At 73.7% G+C, this 20,676-nt stretch carries 15 protein-coding genes and 1 riboswitch; of the genes, 9 read left to right on the forward strand and 6 right to left on the reverse strand.

Going from position 1 to position 20,676, the window contains the following annotated elements; all coding sequences use genetic code 11:
• The first annotated feature begins 41 nt into the window (after positions 1–41).
• Positions 42–1,343, forward strand: a complete 1,302-nt coding sequence (locus tag AC3ET4_RS17745; protein WP_431950400.1) for a PspC domain-containing protein — start codon at positions 42–44, stop codon at positions 1,341–1,343.
• Positions 1,340–2,011: a LuxR C-terminal-related transcriptional regulator gene (locus AC3ET4_RS17750; protein WP_431950402.1), complete on the forward strand. Its 672-nt coding sequence runs from the start codon at positions 1,340–1,342 to the stop codon at positions 2,009–2,011. The genes AC3ET4_RS17745 and AC3ET4_RS17750 overlap by 4 nt, the downstream gene beginning before the upstream one ends.
• A 204-nt stretch (positions 2,012–2,215) precedes the next feature.
• On the opposite strand, the gene AC3ET4_RS17755 is transcribed toward AC3ET4_RS17750, so the two are convergent.
• Positions 2,216–3,277 (reverse strand): C40 family peptidase, encoded by a 1,062-nt coding sequence (locus AC3ET4_RS17755; protein ID WP_431950404.1) that lies wholly within the window; start codon positions 3,275–3,277, stop codon positions 2,216–2,218.
• Between the two features lie 339 nt (positions 3,278–3,616).
• Between AC3ET4_RS17755 and AC3ET4_RS17760 the strand changes: the two genes are divergently transcribed.
• A complete protein-coding gene (locus AC3ET4_RS17760; protein WP_431950406.1) occupies positions 3,617–3,970 on the forward strand; it encodes a hypothetical protein in 354 nt (117 codons plus the stop codon).
• Between the two features lie 28 nt (positions 3,971–3,998).
• Here the strand turns inward: AC3ET4_RS17760 and AC3ET4_RS17765 are convergent, their stop codons facing one another.
• Positions 3,999–5,138 (reverse strand): C40 family peptidase, encoded by a 1,140-nt coding sequence (locus AC3ET4_RS17765; protein ID WP_431950408.1) that lies wholly within the window; start codon positions 5,136–5,138, stop codon positions 3,999–4,001.
• 8 nt (positions 5,139–5,146) lie between these two features.
• A riboswitch (cyclic di-AMP (ydaO/yuaA leader) is annotated at positions 5,147–5,308 on the reverse strand.
• A 248-nt stretch (positions 5,309–5,556) separates the two neighbouring features.
• Between AC3ET4_RS17765 and pcrA the strand changes: the two genes are divergently transcribed.
• On the forward strand, positions 5,557–7,989 hold the full coding sequence (gene pcrA / locus AC3ET4_RS17770) for a DNA helicase PcrA (RefSeq protein ID WP_431950410.1): 2,433 nt from the start codon (positions 5,557–5,559) through the stop codon (positions 7,987–7,989).
• Positions 7,990–8,149: 160 nt separating this feature from the next.
• On the opposite strand, the gene AC3ET4_RS17775 is transcribed toward pcrA, so the two are convergent.
• Together AC3ET4_RS17775 and AC3ET4_RS17780 are read right to left on the reverse strand one after the other, a co-directional pair.
• Positions 8,150–9,562 (reverse strand): M23 family metallopeptidase, encoded by a 1,413-nt coding sequence (locus AC3ET4_RS17775; protein ID WP_431950412.1) that lies wholly within the window; start codon positions 9,560–9,562, stop codon positions 8,150–8,152.
• 140 nt (positions 9,563–9,702) lie between these two features.
• Positions 9,703–10,521, reverse strand: coding sequence for an esterase/lipase family protein (locus tag AC3ET4_RS17780; protein WP_431950414.1), 819 nt, complete (start codon positions 10,519–10,521; stop codon positions 9,703–9,705).
• Between the two features lie 243 nt (positions 10,522–10,764).
• Between AC3ET4_RS17780 and icmB the strand changes: the two genes are divergently transcribed.
• On the forward strand, positions 10,765–11,178 hold the full coding sequence (gene icmB, locus AC3ET4_RS17785; RefSeq protein ID WP_431950416.1) for a coenzyme B12-dependent isobutyryl CoA mutase small subunit: 414 nt from the start codon (positions 10,765–10,767) through the stop codon (positions 11,176–11,178).
• 63 nt (positions 11,179–11,241) lie between these two features.
• Here the strand turns inward: icmB and AC3ET4_RS17790 are convergent, their stop codons facing one another.
• Together AC3ET4_RS17790 and AC3ET4_RS17795 are read right to left on the reverse strand one after the other, a co-directional pair.
• The gene (locus tag AC3ET4_RS17790) at positions 11,242–12,798 is read right to left on the reverse strand and encodes a DUF5691 domain-containing protein (RefSeq protein WP_431950418.1); all 1,557 of its coding nucleotides are present in this window, start codon (positions 12,796–12,798) and stop codon (positions 11,242–11,244) included.
• Between the two features lie 132 nt (positions 12,799–12,930).
• Positions 12,931–14,295, reverse strand: coding sequence for an SWIM zinc finger family protein (locus AC3ET4_RS17795; RefSeq protein WP_431950420.1), 1,365 nt, complete (start codon positions 14,293–14,295; stop codon positions 12,931–12,933).
• Between the two features lie 165 nt (positions 14,296–14,460).
• On the opposite strand from AC3ET4_RS17795, the gene AC3ET4_RS17800 reads away from it, so the two are divergent.
• The 4 genes from AC3ET4_RS17800 to sucC all read left to right on the forward strand — a co-directional run bounded on the left by AC3ET4_RS17800 (position 14,461) and on the right by sucC (position 20,674).
• Entirely contained in the window at positions 14,461–15,549 is a 1,089-nt protein-coding gene (locus tag AC3ET4_RS17800; protein WP_431950422.1) for an ATP-binding protein, read from the forward strand.
• Positions 15,507–17,912 (forward strand): DUF5682 family protein, encoded by a 2,406-nt coding sequence (locus AC3ET4_RS17805; protein ID WP_431950458.1) that lies wholly within the window; start codon positions 15,507–15,509, stop codon positions 17,910–17,912. The genes AC3ET4_RS17800 and AC3ET4_RS17805 overlap by 43 nt, the downstream gene beginning before the upstream one ends.
• A gap of 80 nt (positions 17,913–17,992) precedes the next feature.
• Entirely contained in the window at positions 17,993–19,135 is a 1,143-nt protein-coding gene (locus AC3ET4_RS17810; protein WP_431950424.1) for a VWA domain-containing protein, read from the forward strand.
• A 363-nt stretch (positions 19,136–19,498) separates the two neighbouring features.
• Complete coding sequence (gene sucC, locus AC3ET4_RS17815; protein ID WP_431950426.1) at positions 19,499–20,674, forward strand: ADP-forming succinate--CoA ligase subunit beta; 1,176 nt, start codon at positions 19,499–19,501, stop codon at positions 20,672–20,674.
• The last annotated feature ends 2 nt before the right edge of the window (positions 20,675–20,676 follow it).

A 20,676-nucleotide genomic window follows, 5' to 3' on the forward strand; every position in this document is an offset into this window, starting at 1 on the left:
CCCTGATACCCCCGGCCCGCGAAACGTGTGACGATCGGGACATGCCAGCCGCCGGACCGCCGACCAGCCCGCCCAACGGCGCGTCGTACTTCGCGCCGCCGGATGCAGCGGGATCCCCGGTCCGCAAGCTCTACCGCAGCTCCGAGGGCCGGGTGATCGGCGGCGTCGCCCGCGGGCTGGCCGGGCACCTCGGACTGCCCGTGGCCTGGGTGCGGGTGGTCTTCGTCGTCCTGGCCACCATCCAGGGCCTCGGCATCCTGCTGTACGCGGTCTTCTGGTTCGTGGTGCCGCTGGGCGTCGGCGGAGTGGTCGAGGCCAAGGAGCCGCGCGACGCCCGTTCCTGGCTCGCCGGGCGCAGGCCCGACCGCGGCCAGGTCGTCGCGCTCGTCGCGCTCGCCATCGGTGTCGGCATCCTGCTGGACAACCTGCACCTCGGCAAGGCCAACGCCTACGTGTGGCCGCTGCTGCTGGTCGGGCTCGGCGTCGCCCTGGTGTGGCGGCAGGCCGACAACGCCCGCCGGGCCCGTTGGGCCGAGCTGAGCCGCCGCAAGAGGCTGCTGCCCTTCGCGCGTGGCGCCGCCGGGGTCATCCTCGTCGGCGTGGGCGTGACCGCGTTCCTCGTCGTACAGGGCTCGGTCAGCCATCTGGGCACCATCCTGCAGGCTGCGCTCGCCGTCCTGGTGGGGGTGGCGCTGATCGCCGGCCCGTACCTCGTGCGCATGGCCCAGGACCTCTCCGCCGAGCGGCTGGCCCGCATCCGCGCGCAGGAGCGCGCCGAGGTCGCCGCGCACGTCCACGACTCCGTGCTGCACACCCTGACCCTCATCCAGCGGCACGCCGAGGACCCGCGCGAGGTGGCCCGGCTGGCCCGCGCGCAGGAGCGGGAGCTGCGGGCCTGGCTCTACCGGCCCGAGGGAAACGGCCGGGAGGACGAACCGGCCGGCCTCGCCGAGGCGGTGCGCCGCGCCGCGGCCGAGGTGGAGGACGCGCACGGCGTCCCCGTCGAGGTGGTGTGCGTCGGTGACTGCCCGCTCGACGAACGCCTGGTGGCGCAGATGCAGGCGGCCCGCGAGGCCATGGTCAACGCCGCCAAGTACGGTGGGGACGAAGCCGTGCAGGTGTACGCGGAGGTCGAGGAGAGCAGGGTCTTCGTGTCGGTCCGCGACCGCGGCCCGGGCTTCGAGCTCGACGACGTGCCGCCGGACAGGATGGGCGTCCGGGAGTCGATCATCGGCAGGATGCGGCGCAACGGCGGCGAGGCGCGGCTGCGCTCCGCACCGGGCGGGGGGACGGAAGTGGAGCTGGAGATGGACAGGGCGCAGGAGCCAGGGAGGCCCTCATGAGCACGGAACGGCGCGCGAGGGTCGTCCTCGTCGACGACCACCGGATGTTCCGCACCGGGGTGCAGGCCGAGATCGGCGAGACCGAGCGGACCGGGGTCGAGGTGGTCGGCGAGGCCGCAGACGTGGACCAGGCGGTCTCCGTGATCACCGCGACGCGACCGGACGTCGTGCTGCTCGACGTCCACCTGCCCGGCGGCGGCGGGGTCGAGGTCCTCAAGCGCTGCGCGGGGCTCATGGGCGACGCCGAACACCCGGTCCGCTTCCTGGCGTTGTCGGTCTCCGACGCAGCCGAGGACGTCATCGGGGTGATCCGCGGCGGCGCCCGCGGCTATGTCACCAAGACCATCACAGGCCCCGACCTGGTCAGCTCGGTCTTCCGGGTCGCCGACGGCGACGCCGTCTTCTCGCCCCGGCTGGCCGGCTTCGTGCTGGACGCCTTCGCCTCCACCGACGCCCCGCCGGTGGACGAGGACCTGGACCGGCTGACCCAGCGCGAGCGCGAGGTGCTGCGGCTGATCGCGCGGGGCTATGCGTACAAAGAGGTCGCCAAGCAGCTGTACATCTCGGTGAAGACGGTCGAGTCGCATGTCTCCGCGGTGCTGAGGAAGTTGCAGCTGAGCAACCGGCACGAGCTCACGCGGTGGGCGACCGCGCGCCGGCTGGTCTGAGCCGGGGCGGCGCGGGTGCCACTCGCGCCGCGTGACGCCGGGGGAGGTGGTCGGCGGGGTGCCGGCTTCTTGCCTCGGGCGGTCGTTTCGTGCCGGATGCCTTCGTGTCCGCCGGCACCTCGGTGGCGGGCGAGGGCCTGGGCCGGGCTGACCCCCTGCGTGAGCCCGCGCCGTGACACCGGGTTGGGCGACCCGGCACGGGTGTCACGCCGGCCGGGTGGCGCCCGCGAAGGGCATCTGGTCGACCGGGGCGAGCTTGACGACGTCTCCGGTCCGGGGGGCGTGGATCATCATGCCGTTGCCCACGTAGAGGCCGACATGGCTGATCCCGGAGTAGAAGAACACCAGGTCGCCGGGCTGCAGTCCGGAGCGGGGGATCCGGGTGCCCGCGTTGATCTGGGTGTACGTCGTGCGTGGCAGGGAGACCCCGGCCGCCCGCCACGCGGCCTGCGTGAAGCCCGAGCAGTCGTACGCAGAGGGCCCGGTGGCGCCCCAGACGTAGGGCAGCCCGAGGGAGCCGTAGGCGAAGGAGACGGCGCGGGCGGCACGCGCGTTGGGGGCCGCGGCGGGCGCCAGACCGGTGCGGGAGGTGGCGCGCCCGGCCCGGGCCGGGTCGGCGGAGCCATGGCCCCCGGAGGAGAGCACCTCGGCGCGCTGGGCGGCGGTCAGCCGGTCGAGCAGTCGCCGCGCGGAGGCCAGGCGCTGTTCCACGGTGCGCTTGTGGCGGGCGAGTTCGGCGCGGCTGCCGCGCAGCTCGTCGATCTCGGCGGCGGCTTCGGCGCGCAACTGCTCGACGCCCCGCCGCTGGGCGGACAGGACGCGCAGCGCGGCGCTCTGGCGGCTGCTCATCCGGTCCAGCATGCCGGCGCGCTCCAGGTAGTCGCCGGGGGAGGAGTCGAGGGCCAGCTGGACTGCGGGGTCGAGGCCGCCGCTGCGGTACTGGGCGGTGGCGAGGGAGCCGAGGCCGTCGCGGGCGTCGCCTAGGCGTTCGGTCCTGCGGGCGAGTTCGTCCTGGAGCCGCTCGATCCGCTCGGTGGCCGTGTCCGCCTTCTCCTTCGCGCCGTTGTACCGCTCGGTGGCCTGCTCGGCCTCCTCGTAGAGCCGGTCCACCTCGGCCCTGGCCTCGTCCGTGGTCAGCCGGGGCTCCGCGTGCCCGGCCTCCCCGAACACCGTCACCGTTGCCGCGCCCGCCAGGGCGAGACCGACGGCGGTGCGCAGGGTCGTGCCTGCGGGTCCGCGTTCCTTGGGCCTTCTGTGCGACGCCACGCGCCGTGACTCCTTCCGGGCTGTTCCGTACACCCCCCGGCGGTCCGGCGGCGGGCGGACGGGGCGCCGTCCGCCGCCGGACCTTCGGCGGGGGCGGCCGTGCCGAGGACGGGGTCCTCACGGCAGTGGGGATCGGCCACCTGGGGCAGGACGCTAAACCGGGACGCCGCGGGGGAGCCGGGGAGTGTGCGGGACTGGTCCGATTCGGCCGCGGACTGCCCGTGGATGACCGCTGTTCGACGGGTGACCTGGTCACTTGCGGTCCGGCCGTGATCGATGCCGCGGAAGAGTCCGACCTCGGTGCGGGGCGCTGCTACGGGCTGGCTAGGGTCCTGAGCCATGGACGTACTCATCAACCTGATCGTCGGCCTGCACATCGTCGGCATCGCCGCCCTTCTCGGCGGCTTCCTCACCCAGATGAAGGCCATGGGCCGCGGCGAGGCCCGTTTCGTGCCGGGCATGCTGCACGGCGCGCTGACCATGCTGGTCACGGGCGCGCTGCTGGTCGGCCTCAACCAGGCCGACGACCAGCCGGTGAACAACATCAAGATCGGTGTGAAGCTCGCGATCCTGGTGGTCGTCCTCGGCCTGGTCTACGTCAAGCGGGACGAGGAGAAGGTGCCGGCGGCGGCCTTCGGCACCGTGGGCGCGCTGACCACCGCCAACATCTTCATCGCGGTGCTGTGGACCTGAGCCCGGCCGCGGCCGGCCGGGCGGGGGCTCAGGCCATCCGGGCGTAACCGTAGATCGGCATCTCCGTGATCGGGGCGATCTTCACCACGCTCCCGGTGTGGGGGGCGTGGATCATCTGGCCGCCGCCGATGTAGAGGCCGACATGGGTGATGTCGGAGTAGAAGAAGACCAGGTCACCGGGTTGCAGCTGGCTCGCGCTCACGCGGCTGCCGAAGTCGACCTGGTCGTAGGTGGTACGGGGGATCTTGACGCCCGCGGCGCCCCAGGCGGCCTGGGTCAGGCCCGAGCAGTCGTAGGAGTTGGGGCCGGTGGCCCCGTACACATAGGGCTTGCCCAGCTGCGCGCGCGCGAACGCGATCGCCGTGGCCGCCTTGGCGGCGTAGCTGCCGGACGCCGGTGGCGTCGAGCCCGTGGATCCGGTGGATCCGGTGGATCCGGTGGAGGAGCCGGCCTCCTTGGCGGCCTTCTCCCTGGCGGCGATCTCCGCGGCCTTCGCGGCCGCCTCCTCCTGGCGCTTCTTCTCCAGCGCCGCCAGCCGTGCCTTCTCCTGGGCGGTGAGGCTGTTCAGCAGCTTCTGCGCCGCGGCGAGCTTCTGTTTGACCGCGGTCTTCTCCGCGTTCAGCCGCTGCTGCGCCTCGGTGAGCTCGTGCAAACTCTCGACGGCCTCGGCGCGCCTGGCCGTCGTCTCGGCCTGTTCGGAGCGGAAGGTCTCCAGCGCGTGCTCCTGCTGTTCGGACAGGCGGTCCATCAGGTGCGCCTGCTCCAGGAACCCCTGGGGGTCGGAAGTGAGCAGGAACGTCGCCGTGCCGTCCAGACCGCCGCTGCGGTACTGCGCCGCGGCGTACTCGCCGATGGTGCGGCGGGCGGCGTTCAGCGTCTCGGTCTTGCGGGCCACCTGGTCCAGCAGCGCGTCGGCGCGTGCGCGCTGCCGCTGTGTCTGCTCCTTGGCGCCGTTGTAGCGCTCGGTGGCGGCCTCAGCCTGGTGGCGGAGCGTGTCGACCTGGGCCTTGACCTCGGTGATCGAGGGCTTGTCCGGTGAGGCGGGGGCCGCGCTCGCGCTTTCGCCGAAGAGGGTGACGGTCGCCAGTGCGGCGGTCGTGAGTCCCACCGCGGCCCGGGGGCCGGGGACGGTCAGCGGATGCGGGCGCGGCTTGCGGTGCGTCGCCAAGTCTGGCGGCTCCTTCCGTGGACCGCCTACCGGGTTAGCTGTCGGGTTCGGGCTTCGGAAGGCCGCCCTACGGTGCGTACGGGCGCACACTGCGCTCGTACGGACCGATTCACCCCAAGGTCGTTCGGGTCCCCGGCTCCGGCGGTCGCCGGACTCAGCGGAGGCGGCCCGTGACGGCACGGTCGCCGCCGCTGGAGCGGACCGCCTGATCCGGCACGGTAGTCACTGCGGGGGCCCCTGGGAACCCTGGTGTTCGAATTGTCCGCAATCATTTCGTGACCTTCACCTTCCCCGGACGGTTCCCGGAGGCTGCGGACCGGGCCCGCGGGGCCGTGTCCGGCGGTCAACGCGCCCAAGGGGGCCGGGCTCGGGCAAGGCGGGCAACGCTGTCCGCCGCACGGCCTAGACTCGGGAGGCGATGAGCAGCCTCTTTGACGACAGCTTCCTGGCCGGCCTCGAACCGAGGGAGGGGGAGCCCCCGCCGCCTCCCGAGGAAGAGCCGGACACGGTCCCCGACGACCTCTTCGAGGGGCGCTTCGACGCGCCCGTCGACCGGGACGCGTACTACCGGGACGGGGCCCCGCGCCCGGCCCTCGATCCGGCCGCGCTGCTCGAGGGGCTCAACGAGCAGCAGCGCGCCGCCGTCGAGCACACCGGTTCCCCGCTGCTCATCGTCGCCGGCGCGGGCTCCGGCAAGACCCGGGTGCTCACCCACCGCATCGCGTACCTGCTGGGCGCCCGCAAGGTGCACCCCGGCCAGATCCTGGCGATCACCTTCACCAACAAGGCGGCCGGGGAGATGAAGGAGCGCGTCGGGCAACTGGTCGGCCCGCGCGCCAATGTGATGTGGGTCTCCACCTTCCACAGCGCGTGCGTCCGCATCCTGCGCCGGGAGTCCAAGCGGCTCGGCTTCACCTCCAGCTTCTCGATCTACGACGCGGCCGACTCCAAGCGCCTGATGGCCCTGGTCTGCCGCGACCTGGACCTGGACCCCAAGCAGTTCCCGCCGAAGTCCTTCAGCGCCAAGGTCTCCAACCTCAAGAACGAGCTCATCGACGAGGAGACCTTCGCCGGCCAGGCCGAGAACGCCTTCGAGAAGAAGCTCGCCGAGGCCTACGCGATGTACCAGTCGCGGCTGCGCGAGGCCAACGCGCTCGACTTCGACGACATCATCATGACCACGGTCAACCTGCTCCAGGCCTTCCCTGACGTGGCCGAGCACTACTGGCGCCGCTTCCGGCACGTCCTCGTCGACGAGTACCAGGACACCAACCACGCCCAGTACACCCTGGTGCGCGAGCTGGTCGGCACCGGGGACGCGGGCGAGGGCGAGGAGCCCGCCGAGCTGTGCGTGGTCGGTGACGCCGACCAGAGCATCTACGCCTTCCGCGGCGCGACCATCCGCAACATCCTCCAGTTCGAGGAGGACTACCCGCAGGCCCGCACCATCCTGCTGGAGCAGAACTACCGCTCCACCCAGAACATCCTGACCGCCGCCAACGCCGTCATCGAGCGCAACGCCTCCCGCCGGCCGAAGAACCTCTGGACCGAAGCCGGGCAGGGCCCGGTCATCACCGGCTATGTCGCCGACCAGGAGCACGACGAGGCGCAGTTCATCGCCGACGAGATCGACCGGCTCACCGACGCCGGGGACGCCCGTCCCGGCGACGTCGCCGTCTTCTACCGGACCAACGCGCAGTCCCGTGTCTTCGAAGAGGTCTTCATCCGCGTCGGCCTGCCCTACAAGGTCGTCGGCGGGGTCCGCTTCTACGAGCGCAAGGAGGTCCGGGACGTCCTGGCCTACCTGCGCGTGCTGGCCAACCCCGAGGACACCGTCCCGCTGCGCCGCATCCTGAACGTGCCCAAGCGCGGCATCGGGGAGCGCGCCGAGGCGATGGTCGACGCTCTCGCCGCGCGCGAGCGCATCTCCTTCGCCGCCGCGCTGCGCCGGGTCGACGAGGCCTTCGGCATGGCCGCCCGCTCGGTCAACGCCGTCAAGCGGTTCAACGAGCTGCTGGAGGAGCTGCGCACGGTCGTGGACTCCGGCGCCGGCCCCGCCACCGTCCTGGAGGCCGTGCTGGAGCGCACGGGCTATCTGGCGGAGCTGCAGGCATCCACCGACCCGCAGGACGAGACCCGCATCGAGAACCTCCAGGAACTCGCCGCGGTGGCCCTGGAGTTCGAGCAGGAGCGCACCGACGAGGAGCCCGGCACGCTCGCCGAGTTCCTGGAGCGCGTCGCGCTGGTCGCCGACTCCGACCAGATCCCGGACGACGACGAGGGCGGCGGCGTCATAACGCTGATGACGCTGCACACCGCCAAGGGCCTGGAGTTCCCCGTGGTCTTCCTGACCGGCATGGAGGACGGGGTCTTCCCGCATATGCGCGCGCTCGGCCAGACCAAGGAGCTGGAGGAGGAGCGGCGGCTCGCCTACGTCGGCATCACCCGGGCGCGGCAGCGGCTGTATGTGACCCGGTCCACCATGCGCAGCGCCTGGGGCCAGCCCTCGTACAACCCGCCCTCGCGCTTTTTGGAGGAGATCCCCGAGCAGCTCATCGAGTGGAAGCGCACCGGCGCCTCCGCGGCGCCCTCCGCCTCGGTGTCGGCGGCGGCCTCGATGCTGTCGCGTTCGCCGTCGAAGGGCGGCCCCTCCGGCTTCGCGACCCGGCGCACCCAGGACCGGCCGGTCATCTCTCTGGCGGTCGGGGACCGGGTCACGCACGACACCTTCGGGCTCGGCACGGTCGTCGCGGTCGACGGCAGCGGGGAGAAGGCCAAGGCCACCATCGACTTCGGAGACGAGCGGCCGAAGGTGCTGCTGCTGCGGTACGCGCCGGTGGAGAGGCTCTAGCGCGCTCGCTCCGGCCGCGTCGGCGTCCGGCGCGGCCGGTGGCGGCGCGCCGCCGGTGCGGACACCGGGCACGGCGGGGACGGGGCTGCGGGCGGGCCGGGGTTCTGCTGCGGGGTGGGACCGGTGCGGGGGGGCGGTGCCGGGGCCGGTGGCCGAAGGCTCAGCGCGGGTCGACCCCGTGCTTGATCAGCCACTGCAGCGGGTCGATGGCGGCCCCGCCGGAGGGACGCACCTCGAAGTGGAGGTGCGGGCCGGTGGAGTTGCCCGAATTGCCGGAGTAGGCGATGACGTCGCCGGCCTTGACCGAGCCCGAGCGGATCTTGGTGCTGCTCAGGTGGCAGTACCAGGTCTCGGTGCCGTCGGGGGCCGTCACCACCGCCATGTTGCCGTAGGCACTGTTCCACTGGGTGCGCACGACGCCGTCGGTCGCGGCCATCACCGGTGTGCCGTAGTTCACCGGGAAGTCGATGCCGGTGTGGACCGACATCCAGTTCACGCCCGCCTGACCGAAGTAGGCGCTCAGACCGTGCTCGCTGACCGGGAGCAGGAACTTGGGGCGCACCTGCTCCTTGAGGGCCGCCTCCGCGGCCTTCTTCGCGCGCTCCAGCGCCTGGCGCTCCTTGAGGTCGATGCGTTCCTGGCTCCGGCTGGCGCGGTCGGTGAAGTCGTCGACGTCCCGGTTGAGCACCGCGAGCTGCTGGTCGAACTTCGTCGTCGGGGCGTTGGTCGCTTCGGGTGCGCCGTCGGCCTGGGTGCGGCTGCTGTCGGGTTCCTCGGTGTTGACGGTGACGGCGGCCGCGCAGGCGACACCCATCACCGCCACGGAGGGGACGGCGACGGTGAGCAGGGCCGAGCGCCGGGCCTGGCGGCGCCTGCGGCTCCCGCCGCCCCCGCCGCTGCGCGGGCGTGGCAGTGCGGCCTGCGCGGCGCCGTCGTCGCTGCCGACCTCCGGCTCCCCGGAGTCGGCGTCGGGGGTGGCGTCGACGGTGTCGTCCGCGGCGGCGCCATAGGCGTCGGTTTCGTGCGGCCCCGGCTCGTGCTGTTCCGGTTCGTACGCCCCGGTGTCGTGGTGCCCGGCTTCGTACGTCCCGGTGTCGTAGTGCCCGGTCTCGTACGCAGCGGTGTCGTAGGTTTCCGCGGCGTAGGCCACGGTCCCGTACTGCGCGGGCTGCTCGTAGGCGGGGGGCTCGGACACGAGGCCATGGGCGGCGTCGGGCTCGCCGTAGGCGGGGTGGAGGGCCGTGTGCTCGTAGTGCGCGTAGTCGTAGGCCGCCGCCGGCTGCGTCTGCGATGGGTCCGGATACCAGGCGCCGGTGTCCGCGCCCGTGTGCTCGCCGTAGCCGGGGGTGCCGGTCGTCTGCTCCGAGGGCCAGTATCCGGTGTCGACGGTGTCGGCGTAGGGGACGGCGGTGTAGGCCCCTGTGCCGTGGGCGGGGTACCTCTGGTGGGAGCCGAAGGGGGGGATGTCATCGGTGTAAGCGGCGCCCATGGACGCGTACGAGGCGTCGGAATGCCCCTCGTACCCGTAGCCGCTGTACTGGGGGGCGTACCCCGCCGGATGACGGTCGTTCACCGCTTCTCTTTCGCCTCGGCAGCAGGAGAATTAGCGGCGACTGTATCCCCCAGCGGGCGACGCCCACAATCTTCGGCGGTGTCCAGGCGTCTTCGGTGCCCCGTGTTCGATGGCCTTTCGATGCTTATGGGGCAAGGCCGTCACGCGGCGTCGACGGCTCCGGACGCCAGTTCCTCGCCGAGCAGCGCCTGCCGGACGCCGGCGGCGATGCCGGCGTGGACGGGCATGGTCAGATGGCCGACCCCCGCGACGTGGACGTTGCGCGCGATCAGGTCGGGATGGTCGAGTCGGGCGGCCTCGACCGGGCTCATGAGCTCGTCCAGATCGCTCCAGAACGCCACGAAGCGGGTGCGGCAACCAGGGGCGGGCTTGGCGAGCTCCTCGATGAGGTCGGAGTGGGGACGCATCTGGCGGACGATCGGGTGCGGGTTCAGCAGCGGCGCGGCCCGGGTGCCGGCGTGCGGGGTGCCCAGGGTGACCACGGTGCGCACCCGCGTGTCGCCGCCCAGGCGCTGGACGTAGTAGCGGGCGATGAGCCCACCGAGGCTGTGGCCCACGATGTCCACCCGGCGGTGCCCCGTCTGCTCGCAGATCTGTTCGACGTGGCGCCCGAGCAGGGCGGCCGCCGTGCGGATGTCGCAGGTCAGTGGCGAGTAGTTGAGCGCCTGGACATGTGGCCATCCGTGCCGCCGCAGCGACCGGCGGAGCATCGCGAACACCGAGCGGTTGTCCACGAAGCCGTGCAGCAGCAGGACCGGGGGATGGCTGCGGCCCACGGTGGGGAGGCGGGGCAGGGCCTCCGACTCGCCGGCCGCCTGCTGCGGCCCGCGTTCCTGGAAGATTCCGGTCGGGTAGAGGAAGACATGACCGGTCAGGATGGCGATCTCGATCGCCGCGGCTCGTACGTAGGCCGCCTGGCGCACCAGACGGTCTCCGACACCGAAAGACAGGACGCCCATGGCCTACCTCCCGTGGGGCACACGGAGACGGCCCTGTCCCCCGTGCGCCGAGAACGCGACGGCCCGCGTCGCCTGCTGAACCTGAGGTCGACGGCGGGCCGAACGCGTTTCCAACGTGAACGTGTCCCATGTGTGATTTCCCCCTCCGGGCGCTTCGTGAAACTGTCCGCACGGGGGATGCTGGCGATAACGTTCGTTCACACATGTGCCCGCTGAGCGCAGCAATCGTGTATGGAGGCAGCGATGGGAGTGTCCGGACCGATCCGTGTGGTGGTCGCCAAACCGGGCCTGGACGGTCACGACCGCGGGGCGAAGGTCATCGCCCGGGCGCTGCGGGACGCCGGCATGGAGGTCATCTACACCGGTCTCCACCAGACGCCCGAGCAGATCGTGGACACCGCGATCCAGGAGGACGCCGACGCGATCGGGCTGTCGATCCTCTCCGGTGCCCACATGACGCTCTTCGCCAAGGTGATCGAGCTGCTCCGCGAGCGTGAGGCGGAGGACATCAAGGTCTTCGGCGGCGGGATCATCCCGGAGGACGACATGGCCCCGCTGCGGGAACTCGGCGTGGCCGCCATCTTCACCCCGGGGACGCCGACGGGCGACGTCGTCGCCTGGGTGAACGACAACATCCGCCATCCGGCCGAGGCCTGATCGCCACCGGCGGCGGTGCGGGCGGCCCCCGTACCGCCGCGGGCCCGCCCTCGGCCGCCGCGTTCAAGCCAGTTCCTCGAGCATCGCGGCCCGCAGGCGCAAGGTGCCGACCAGGCGCTGGAATGCCTCCGCCCAGTACGCCCCGGCGCCCGGTGAGGTGTCCGCGGACTCGGCGGACACCGCGGCCAGCGGGGCCGCGCGGTCGGCCTCCGCCGGGTCCATGCAGCGCTCGGCCAGGCCCATCACCCCGCTGAAGCTCCACGGGTAGCTGCCCGCGTCCCGTGCGATGTCCAGGGCGTCCACCACCGCGGCCCCCAGCGTCCCGGACCAGGGAACGGCGCAGACCGCGAGCATCTGGAATGCCTCCGACAGGCCGTGCGCCGCGATGAAACGGGCTACCCACTCCGCCCGCTCCCTGGCCGGGAGGACCGACAGCAGCCTCGCCGGGTCCCCGACCGGGCTGACCACCGTCGAGGGGGCCGGGGCGGGCCCCAGCAGCGCACGTGCCCAGGCGGTGTCCCCCTGGCGTACCGCCGCCCGGCACCACGCCGCGTGCAGATCCGCCTGCCAGTCGTCGGCGACCGGCAGCGCGATGATCTCCTGCGGTGTCCGGCCGCCGAGCCGCTCGTGCCACACGGCGAGCGGCGCCGCGTCCACCACCTGACCGAACCACCAAGCCCGCTCCCCGCGCCCGGCCGGCGGTATCGCCACCACGCCGTCGCGTTCCATGGCCGGGTCGCATTCGTACGGCGCCTCCACGACGATCCGGCCGCCCGCCGGGTCCCACGCGACGCACGTCCTGGCCCGTGCCGCCATCCGGGCGGCCAGGGCGGAGCCGGGCAGGGCCGACAGCAGTTCGGCGGCGGTGGCCCGCACATTGCGGCTGCGGTCGGTGAGGGCCTGCTCGAGGAACGGCTCGTCCTGTGGCGACAAGCCTTCGCGGAGCGAGTCCAGGAACATCAGGCGGTCCTCGGACCGCTCGGCGGCCCACCCCGAGCGCAGCAGCTCGCGTGCCCGGTCCGGGTCGAGGGCCCGGAGTCCGGCCAGCAGGGCGACCCGTTCGGCGAAGAGGCCCTCCTCCCACAGCGTCCGCACGGCATGCGGGTCGCCGGTGTCCGGCAGGACGCCGGGCGCCCCGGCGCGCAGCGCGAACCGCCAGTCCGCGTTCAGTTCCGCCAGCCACAGCCCGCGCGGCCCCGCCAGCGCCAGGGCGTCCGGCCGCAGGTCGGTGCGCGCGCGGGCGGCGTCCAGCAGCGCGGGCAGCAGATCCGGCGGGGCCGCCCAGCCGCGGGCGCGGGCCTCGGCCAGCCACTGGGGCAGCAACTCGGCGAAGTTGGCGGCGGCGCCGCGCCGGCTTCCCCCGCCGCCTCCGCCCGAGCGGTCCGCCAGGAGCTGGGCGAGGCGCCGCCGCGCCGCCTCGGGCAGCGGTGGGCGCGGATCGTGGGGCGCCGCGGCCGGTCGCGACCTCGCCGTGGCCGGCCGTATGCCGGCGCGGCGCCGCAGGACGGTGTGCGCGGCGCAGTCCAGCAGCTCTGCGGGTGTGCCGCCCCTGCGGTCGGTGCCGAGGAGCGCGGTGCCGACCAGGTCGGCCCACGTCGATGTCGCCCACGTCGATGTCATCGTTCCCCCGTCCTCATGCTCCCCGTCGTCCCCGTCGTCCCGTCGTCCCCGTCGTCCCCGCGCGTGAGCCACCTGTGCGCCACGCCTGCCGCGCGAGCGTCCCCGTGCGTCCGTCTGCGGTGCCGGCCCGGATCACGCCGTGAGCGGCACGGGTTCCGGGTCCGTACCGGCCCAGGCCGTGAACGGCCGGAAGCCCTGGTGACCCAGCTCGCCGAACACCGTCACCGGGCGGCCGCCGGAGACCGCCGCGAGCCGCCACAACCCCGCCCCGGCAGCGGCGCCGCCCACCGTGACCGGGACGGCGTCGCTGCCCTCCGCGTCCGCCACCTGCCATTGCGGCGTGCCCGGTATCGGCACGACACCGCACAGCACGACCGGCCAGGCGTCCAGCCACGGATCGCCGGCCACGGCCTGCCCGTACGCGCCGAGCGCCGCCGCGACGGGGAGGCCCGCCGGCACGCGGCCCGGCAGCGGCCCGCTGTGCCGCGCTCCGAGCGCCGCCCGCAGCGGACGGGCCCCCGGGTGGAAGGCCAGCTCCGCCTCGAGTGACACGCCGACCGGCAGTCCCGCCTCCGGCGCCCTGCCCACCGCCTGGAAGGACAGCAGCAGCGCGATACGGCCGCTGCCCTCCCCGTGCAGCCAGGTCCTGCGGGTGGTGAGACGGTCGTCGGCGGTGTCCTGCCGTGCCAGAACCAGCCAGTGGTCGCGTACCGCCGGCCCGGCGAGGACCTGCGCCGCGTCCACGGTGAAGCCGACCCGGGACCTGATGGTGGCCGCCAGGGGTTCGGGCAGCGCCTCCTGCCGCAGGTACCCCCGGGCCAGCAGGTGCAGCAGCGCGGTCTCCTCCAGCAGCCGCGACGGCCAGTCGCCCCCCGGTGCCGCCGGCGGGCCCAGCCGGCGTACGCGGGAGGCGAGCCCGGGGGCCTGCGCGTCCACCATGCGCGCCGCCGTCTCCTCCCACCGCTGGTACCCCTCGTGGTCCGCGCCCGCCAGGCCGCCCCGCAGCAGATCCGCCAGCCGCCGCTCCAGCTCCGTGGCCCCGGCGGCGACCCGCCGGTCCCGGCGCTCGGCCCGCCTGCGCGCCGCCTCCCGGTCGGCGCCGGACGCCCCGCGCCCGCCCGGCTCCATCCGTTCCGCGGCGACGCCGCGCCCGTCGAGCCGTGCCGTGACCCAGCCGGGCCGGGCGCCCCCGTGCGCGGCCGGCCCGACCTCCCCCCAGGCCCACAGCAGGAGCAGCGCGACCACGTGCTCGCACGGGGCCGTGCTGCCGGGACAGTCGCACCCGAAGGCGGGCCCCGCCGTGTCGGCCACTGCTCGGAACGGCCTGCCGCCGCCCGCGCACAGCCCCCACACCGCTGTGCCCGAACTCCCCGTCCCGGACCAGCGGGCAGCCCTCGCCAGGCCCGTCCCTGCCCGGCGTGTCGACGCGTCGGGCGCGAGCGCGAGGACCTCGTCGGCGGTCCACCGCCGCATCTGCCGTCCACTCGTCCCGTCCATGGCCACGACGTTACGAGCGACCACTGACAACAGCCCCTGACCTGCGCTTCTCTGACGCCGGGACGGGATTGTCAGTGGGGTGCGCGATGGTGGGGACGCGGACGCCCCGCGGGGGGCTGACGGGGCGTCCGCGCCATCTGCTCCATGGGAGAACAGGGGAGAAGCATGTCCGTGGACACCGCACTCCGGCCGCACGCCGAAGACGCGTTCGCCCATGAGCTCAAGGCTCTCGCGGCAGCCGACGACCGGCCGCGCCCGGCGCGGTGGAACCTGTCGCCATGGGCGGTGTCCATGTATCTGCTCGGGGGTACGCTGCCCGACGGCACGGTCGTCACCCCCAAGTACGTGGGACCGCGGCGGATCGTCGAGGTCGCGGTCAGCACGCTCGCCACCGACCGGGCGCTGCTCCTGCTCGGCGTCCCGGGCACTGCCAAGACCTGGGTCTCGGAGCATCTCGCCGCGGCCGTCAGCGGCGACTCCACGCTGCTGGTGCAGGGCACCGCGGGCACCCCGGAGGAGGCGGTCCGCTACGGGTGGAACTACGCCCGGCTGCTGACGGACGGGCCCAGCCGCGAAGCGCTGGTCCCGAGCCCGGTCATGCGGGCGATGGCCGAGGGGCGCGTCGCCCGCGTGGAGGAGCTGACGCGCATCCCCGCGGACATCCAGGACAGCCTCATCACGATCCTCTCCGAGAAGCTCCTGCCGATACCGGAGTTGGGCACCGAGACGCAGGCGGTGCGCGGGTTCAACGTGATCGCGACGGCCAACGACCGGGACCGCGGCGTCAACGAGCTCTCCAGCGCGCTGCGCCGGCGCTTCAACACGGTCGTGCTGCCGCTGCCCGCGACCGTGGAGGAGGAGGTCGACATCGTCAGCCGCCGTGTCGGCCAGCTCGGCGGCTCGCTGGAGCTTCCGGCCGTCGCGGAGGGAGCGGACGAGATCCGGCGGGTGGTCACCGTCTTCCGCGAACTGCGGGGCGGGGTCACCACCGACGGGCGGGTGAAGGTGAAATCCCCCTCCGGCACGCTCTCCACGGCGGAGGCGATCTCCGTGGTCACAGGCGGCCTGGCCCTCGCCGCCCACTTCGGCGACGGTGTGCTGCGCGCGGGGGACGTCGCCGCCGGCATCCTCGGCGCGGTGGTCCGCGACCCGGCCGCCGACCGCGTGATCTGGCAGGAGTATCTGGAGACGGTGGTTCGCGAGCGGGAGGGCTGGAAGGACTTCTACCGGGCCTGCCGCGAGGTGACGCCGTGACCGCCGCGGACGGGGTGACGCTGCTGGGGGTACGGCACCACGGACCCGGGTCGGCCCGCGCCGTGCGGAAGGCGCTGGACGGCATCGACCCCGCAATCGTGCTCGTCGAGGGCCCGCCGGAGGCGGACGCGGTGCTGGAACTCGCCGCCGACCCCGGGATGCGGCCGCCGGTCGCGCTGCTCGCCCATGTCGTGGACGAGCCGTCCCGGGCCGGTTTCTGGCCCTTCGCGGAGTTCTCCCCGGAGTGGGCGGCGATCCGCTGGGCGGCCGGTCGCGGGGTGCCGGTGCGCTTCATCGACCTGCCCGCCGCGCACTCGCTGCTGCTGCGCGACGAGGGGGACACGCCGCAGGGCCGGCACGAGGGACGGGAGGGGGAAGAGGGGGGAGCCGGCGGGGACGAAGCCGGCGGGGGCCCGGGAGCCGGGGGAGCCGAGGGGGCGGCCGGGCACGTCGACCCGCTCGCCGTCCTGGCGCGGACGGCCGGCCACGACGATCCGGAGCGCTGGTGGGAGGACGCCGTCGAGCACCGCGGCCGGGGCACGCGGGAGGGGACGGGTGACCCGCAGGCCGTGTTCGAGGCGCTCGCCGATGCCATGGGCGCGTTGCGGGAGGCATACGGCGACGGGGGACACCCGCAGGACGCGCTCCGCGAGGCCCATATGCGCCTGCGGATACGGGAGGCGCGCCGTGGGCACGAGCGGGTGGCCGTGGTGTGCGGGGCCTGGCACGTGCCCGCGCTCGCCCGGGCGGGCGGGGTCACCGCGGACCGGGCACTGCTCAAGGGCCTGCCCAAGGCGAAGGTGGAGGTCACCTGGGTGCCCTGGACGCACCGCAGGCTCTCCCGGGCCAGTGGCTACGGCGCCGGCATCGACTCCCCAGGCTGGTACCGCCACCTGTTCACCTCGCCCGACCGTCCCGTCGAGCGGTGGATGACCAAGGTCGCCGACCTGCTGCGCGCGGAGGACCTCCCGGTCTCCTCCGCGCACGTCATCGAAGCCGTACGACTTGCCGACGCCCTCGCGGCCCTGCGCGGCCGCCCCCTGCCCGGGCTCGGCGAGACCACGGACGCGGTGCGGGCGGTGATGTGCGACGGATCGGACGTCCCGCTGGCCCTCATCCGGGACCGGCTGGTGGTCGGCGACGTGCTGGGCGAAGTCCCCGAGGGCGCCCCGGCGGTGCCCCTCGCCCGTGACCTGGCACGCGAGCAGCGCAGGCTGCGGATGAAGCCTGCGGCCCCGGAGAAGGAGGTGGACCTGGACCTGCGCAAGGACATCGACGCCGGACGCAGCCGCCTGCTGCACCGGCTGCGGTTGCTCGGCATCGGCTGGGGGGAGCCGGTCCGCTCGCGCACCGCCGCCACCGGCACCTTTCGGGAGAGCTGGAGGCTGCGCTGGGAGCCGGAGCTCGCGGTGGCGGTCGCGGAGGCCGGGGTGTGGGGCACCACGGTGGAGTCCGCGGCCACCGCCCGGGCCGAGGACGCGGCGGTGAACGCGCCGGCTCTGGCCGAGGTGACGGGTCTGGCCGAGCACTGCCTGCTCGCGGGGCTGCCGGACGCCCTGCCGACGGTGATGCGGGTGCTCGCCGACCGCGCCGCACTCGACGTGGACGTCGCTCACCTCGCGCAGGCCCTGCCGGCGCTCGTCCGCTCCCTCCGCTACGGCGACGTGCGGGGCACGGACGCGAAGGCGTTGCGCGAGGTCGCCGCAGGACTGGCGGAGCGTATCTGCGTCGGGCTCCCGCCCGCCTGCGCGGGCCTCGACGCGGACGGTGCCACCGAGATGCGCGGCCATGTCGCGCGGGTGCAGCAGGCGCTGGCCCTGTTCGGGGACGACGCGCTGCGTGTGCGCTGGGCGGGCGCGCTGCGGAAGCTGGCCGTGCGGGACCGCGGCATACCGGGGCTGCTGCGGGGCGGCGCCGCACGTCTGCTCCTCGACGACGCGCGCCTGGATCCCGGCGAGGCGGCCCGGCTGATGGGAATGGCCCTGTCACGAGGCACGGAGCCCCAGGAGGCGGCCGCCTGGGTGGAGGGCTTCCTCGCCGGGGGCAGCGGGATGCTGCTGGTCCACGACGAGCGACTGCTCGCGCTGGTCGACGGCTGGCTGAAGGCGGTGCCGGCGGCCGCCTTCGACGACGTGCTGCCGCTGCTGCGGCGCACCTTCGGCGGCTTCGACCCGGGGGTGCGGCGCACGGTGGGGGAGTTGGTACGGCGAGGTCCGCGCGGCGCCGCAGCGGGTGGGGACGCCACGCGGGAGGGCCTGCCGGGCTTCGCCGCGGAGATCGACGAGGAACGGGCGGAAGCGGCGCTCGCCGTGGTGCGGCTGCTGCTCGGCACCGGTGGAGAGGGCGGAGGTCGGGACGTATGACCGACACGGGCAGCACCACCCCGGGCGAAGGCGCGGGTCCGGCCGCGGACTCGGCCCCTGTCCCGGGCCCGGGAGGTGTCATGGACGCCGACGAGCGGCTGCGCCGCTGGCGGATGGTGCTGGGCGGCGGCCCCGCCGACGGCACGGGGAGGCGCCTCACCGGCCGGGACGCGGCGATGGACCAGTCGCTGGAGGCGCTGTACGGCACCGCCCCGCGCGGTGCCGCCGGGCCGCCGTCTGCGCGGAACGCCGGGCTGGGCGGCTCGGCGCCCCAGGTCGCGCGCTGGCTCGGGGACATCCGCCGGTACTTCCCCAGCAGCGTCGTGCAGGTGATGCAGCGCGACGCCATCGACAGGCTCGGGCTGTCGGCGCTGCTGCTGGAACCGGAGTTGCTGGAGGAGGTCGAGGCCGACGTGCACCTGGTCGGCACGCTGCTCGCGTTGCACAAGGCGATGCCCGCGGCGACGAAGGAGACGGCGCGGGCGGTCGTCCGCAAGGTCGTGGAGGACCTGGAGCGGCGTCTGGCGACCCGGACCCGGGCAGCCCTCGCCGGCGCGCTGGACCGTTCCGCCCGGGTGGACCGCCCCCGCCACCGGGACATCGACTGGGACCGCACGATCCGCGCCAACCTCCGCCACTATCTGCCCGAGCACGGCACGGTCGTGCCCGAGCGGCTGATCGGCCACGGCCGCGCCTCGCGCGCGGTGCGGAAGGACGTCGTCCTGTGCGTCGACCAGTCGGGCTCGATGGCGGCGTCCGTCGTCTACGCGTCCGTCTTCGGCGCCGTGCTCGCCTCCCTGCGCGCCGTCGACACCCGGATCGTCGTCTTCGACACGGCGGTCGCCGACCTGACGGGTCATCTGCACGACCCCGTGGACGTACTGTTCGGCACCCGGCTCGGCGGCGGCACCGACATCAACCGGGCGCTGGCCTACTGCCAGTCCCTGGTCAGCAGGCCCGCCGAGACCGTGGTCGTCCTGATCAGCGACCTCCACGAGGGCGGCATACGCGACGAGATGCTCAAGCGGGTCGCCGCGATGAAGGCGTCCGGTGTGCAGTTCGTGGCGCTGCTGGCGCTGTCGGACGAGGGCGCGCCCTCCTACGACCGCGAGCACGCGGCGGCGCTCGCGGCGCTCGGGGTACCCGCGTTCGCCTGCACCCCGGACCATTTCCCCGAGGTCATGGCGGCCGCCATCGAGAAGCGGCCGCTCCCCGTGCCCTGACCCACCACATCGGGTGACGCCAGGGCCGGGCGGCCGGCGGCGGCCCGGTCGCCCACGGTGAGCGGCTCCGCCGCGACGGCCGGCGCAGAGCGGGCCGCCGCCCACGTCAGCCGCCGTCCGCCGGTGTACGGGCGAGCCGGGGACGGCGGCTGCTCTGTGACCGTTCTCACCGCTCCGGCATCACCTCCGATTTACCCGTGCCGCCCGCGCGGCGATAACCTGCGAGACGGACATGCCGCGTGCTCGGCCGACGTGTGCGCCCCCCGTACGACCGACCGTATGGTTCGTTACGAAGACGTCAGCGACGACCGCCCCCGGCACGCACGCAGACAACGAACCCGCGATTACCAAGGACGGACGCGCGTGGACCTGTTCGAGTACCAGGCGAGGGACCTCTTCGCCAAGCACGGTGTACCGGTGCTGGCCGGTGAAGTCATCGACACGCCTGAGGCGGCGCGCGAGGTCGCGGAGCGGCTCGGCGGCAAGGCCGTCGTCAAGGCCCAGGTGAAGACCGGTGGCCGCGGCAAGGCCGGCGGTGTGAAGGTGGCGTCGGACCCCGAGGACGCGGTGGCGAAGGCCGGGCAGATCCTCGGCATGGACATCAAGGGCCACACGGTCCACAAGGTGATGCTGGCCGAGCTGGCCCCGGAGATCGCCTCCGAGTACTACGTCTCCTTCCTTCTCGACCGCGCCAACCGGACCTTCCTGGCGATCGCGTCGGTCGAGGGCGGCATGGAGATCGAGGAGGTCGCGGCCACCAACCCCGCGGCCGTCGCCCAGATCCCGGTGGACGCCATCGAGGGTGTGACCCCGGCGAAGGCCCGCGAGATCGTCGAGGCGGCCGCCTTCCCGGCCGACGTCGCCGACCAGGTCGCCGAGATCCTGCAGACCCTGTGGAAGACCTTCGTCTCCGAGGACGCGCTCCTCGTCGAGGTCAACCCGCTCGCCAAGGTCGCCGACGGCCGGGTCATCGCGCTCGACGGCAAGGTCTCCCTCGACGAGAACGCCGACTTCCGCCAGCCGGAGCACGAGGCGCTCGTCGACCACGCCGCCGCCAACCCGCTGGAGGCCGCGGCCAAGGCCAAGGGCCTCAACTACGTCAAGCTCGACGGCGAGGTCGGCATCATCGGCAACGGCGCGGGTCTCGTCATGAGCACCCTGGACGTCGTCGCCTACGCCGGCGAGAACCACGGCAACGTCAAGCCCGCCAACTTCCTCGACATCGGCGGTGGCGCCTCCGCCGAGGTCATGGCGAACGGCCTCGAGATCATCCTGGGCGACCCGGACGTCAAGTCCGTGTTCGTCAACGTCTTCGGCGGCATCACCGCCTGCGACGCGGTCGCCAACGGCATCGTTCAGGCCCTGGAGCTGCTGAAGTCCAAGGGCGAAGAGGTCACCAAGCCGCTCGTCGTCCGCCTGGACGGCAACAACGCGGAGCTGGGTCGGCAGATCCTGACCGACGCCAACCACCCGCTGGTCGAGCAGGTCGACACCATGGACGGCGCCGCGGAGCGCGCCGCCGAGCTGGCTGCGAAGTAAGG

The sequence above is a fragment of the Actinacidiphila sp. bgisy167 genome, from assembly GCF_057707665.1.

Coding starts and splice junctions, on each gene's coding strand:
- AC3ET4_RS17745 (WP_431950400.1), top strand. CDS start 42: ATGCCAGCCGCCGGACCGCCGACCAGCCCGCCCAACGGCGCGTCGTAC.
- AC3ET4_RS17750 (WP_431950402.1), top strand. CDS start 1,340: ATGAGCACGGAACGGCGCGCGAGGGTCGTCCTCGTCGACGACCACCGG.
- AC3ET4_RS17760 (WP_431950406.1), top strand. CDS start 3,617: ATGGACGTACTCATCAACCTGATCGTCGGCCTGCACATCGTCGGCATC.
- pcrA (WP_431950410.1), top strand. CDS start 5,557: ATGAGCAGCCTCTTTGACGACAGCTTCCTGGCCGGCCTCGAACCGAGG.
- AC3ET4_RS17780 (WP_431950414.1), bottom strand. CDS start 10,521: ATGGGCGTCCTGTCTTTCGGTGTCGGAGACCGTCTGGTGCGCCAGGCG.
- icmB (WP_431950416.1), top strand. CDS start 10,765: ATGGGAGTGTCCGGACCGATCCGTGTGGTGGTCGCCAAACCGGGCCTG.
- AC3ET4_RS17790 (WP_431950418.1), bottom strand. CDS start 12,798: ATGACATCGACGTGGGCGACATCGACGTGGGCCGACCTGGTCGGCACC.
- AC3ET4_RS17795 (WP_431950420.1), bottom strand. CDS start 14,295: ATGGACGGGACGAGTGGACGGCAGATGCGGCGGTGGACCGCCGACGAG.
- AC3ET4_RS17800 (WP_431950422.1), top strand. CDS start 14,461: ATGTCCGTGGACACCGCACTCCGGCCGCACGCCGAAGACGCGTTCGCC.
- AC3ET4_RS17810 (WP_431950424.1), top strand. CDS start 17,993: ATGGACGCCGACGAGCGGCTGCGCCGCTGGCGGATGGTGCTGGGCGGC.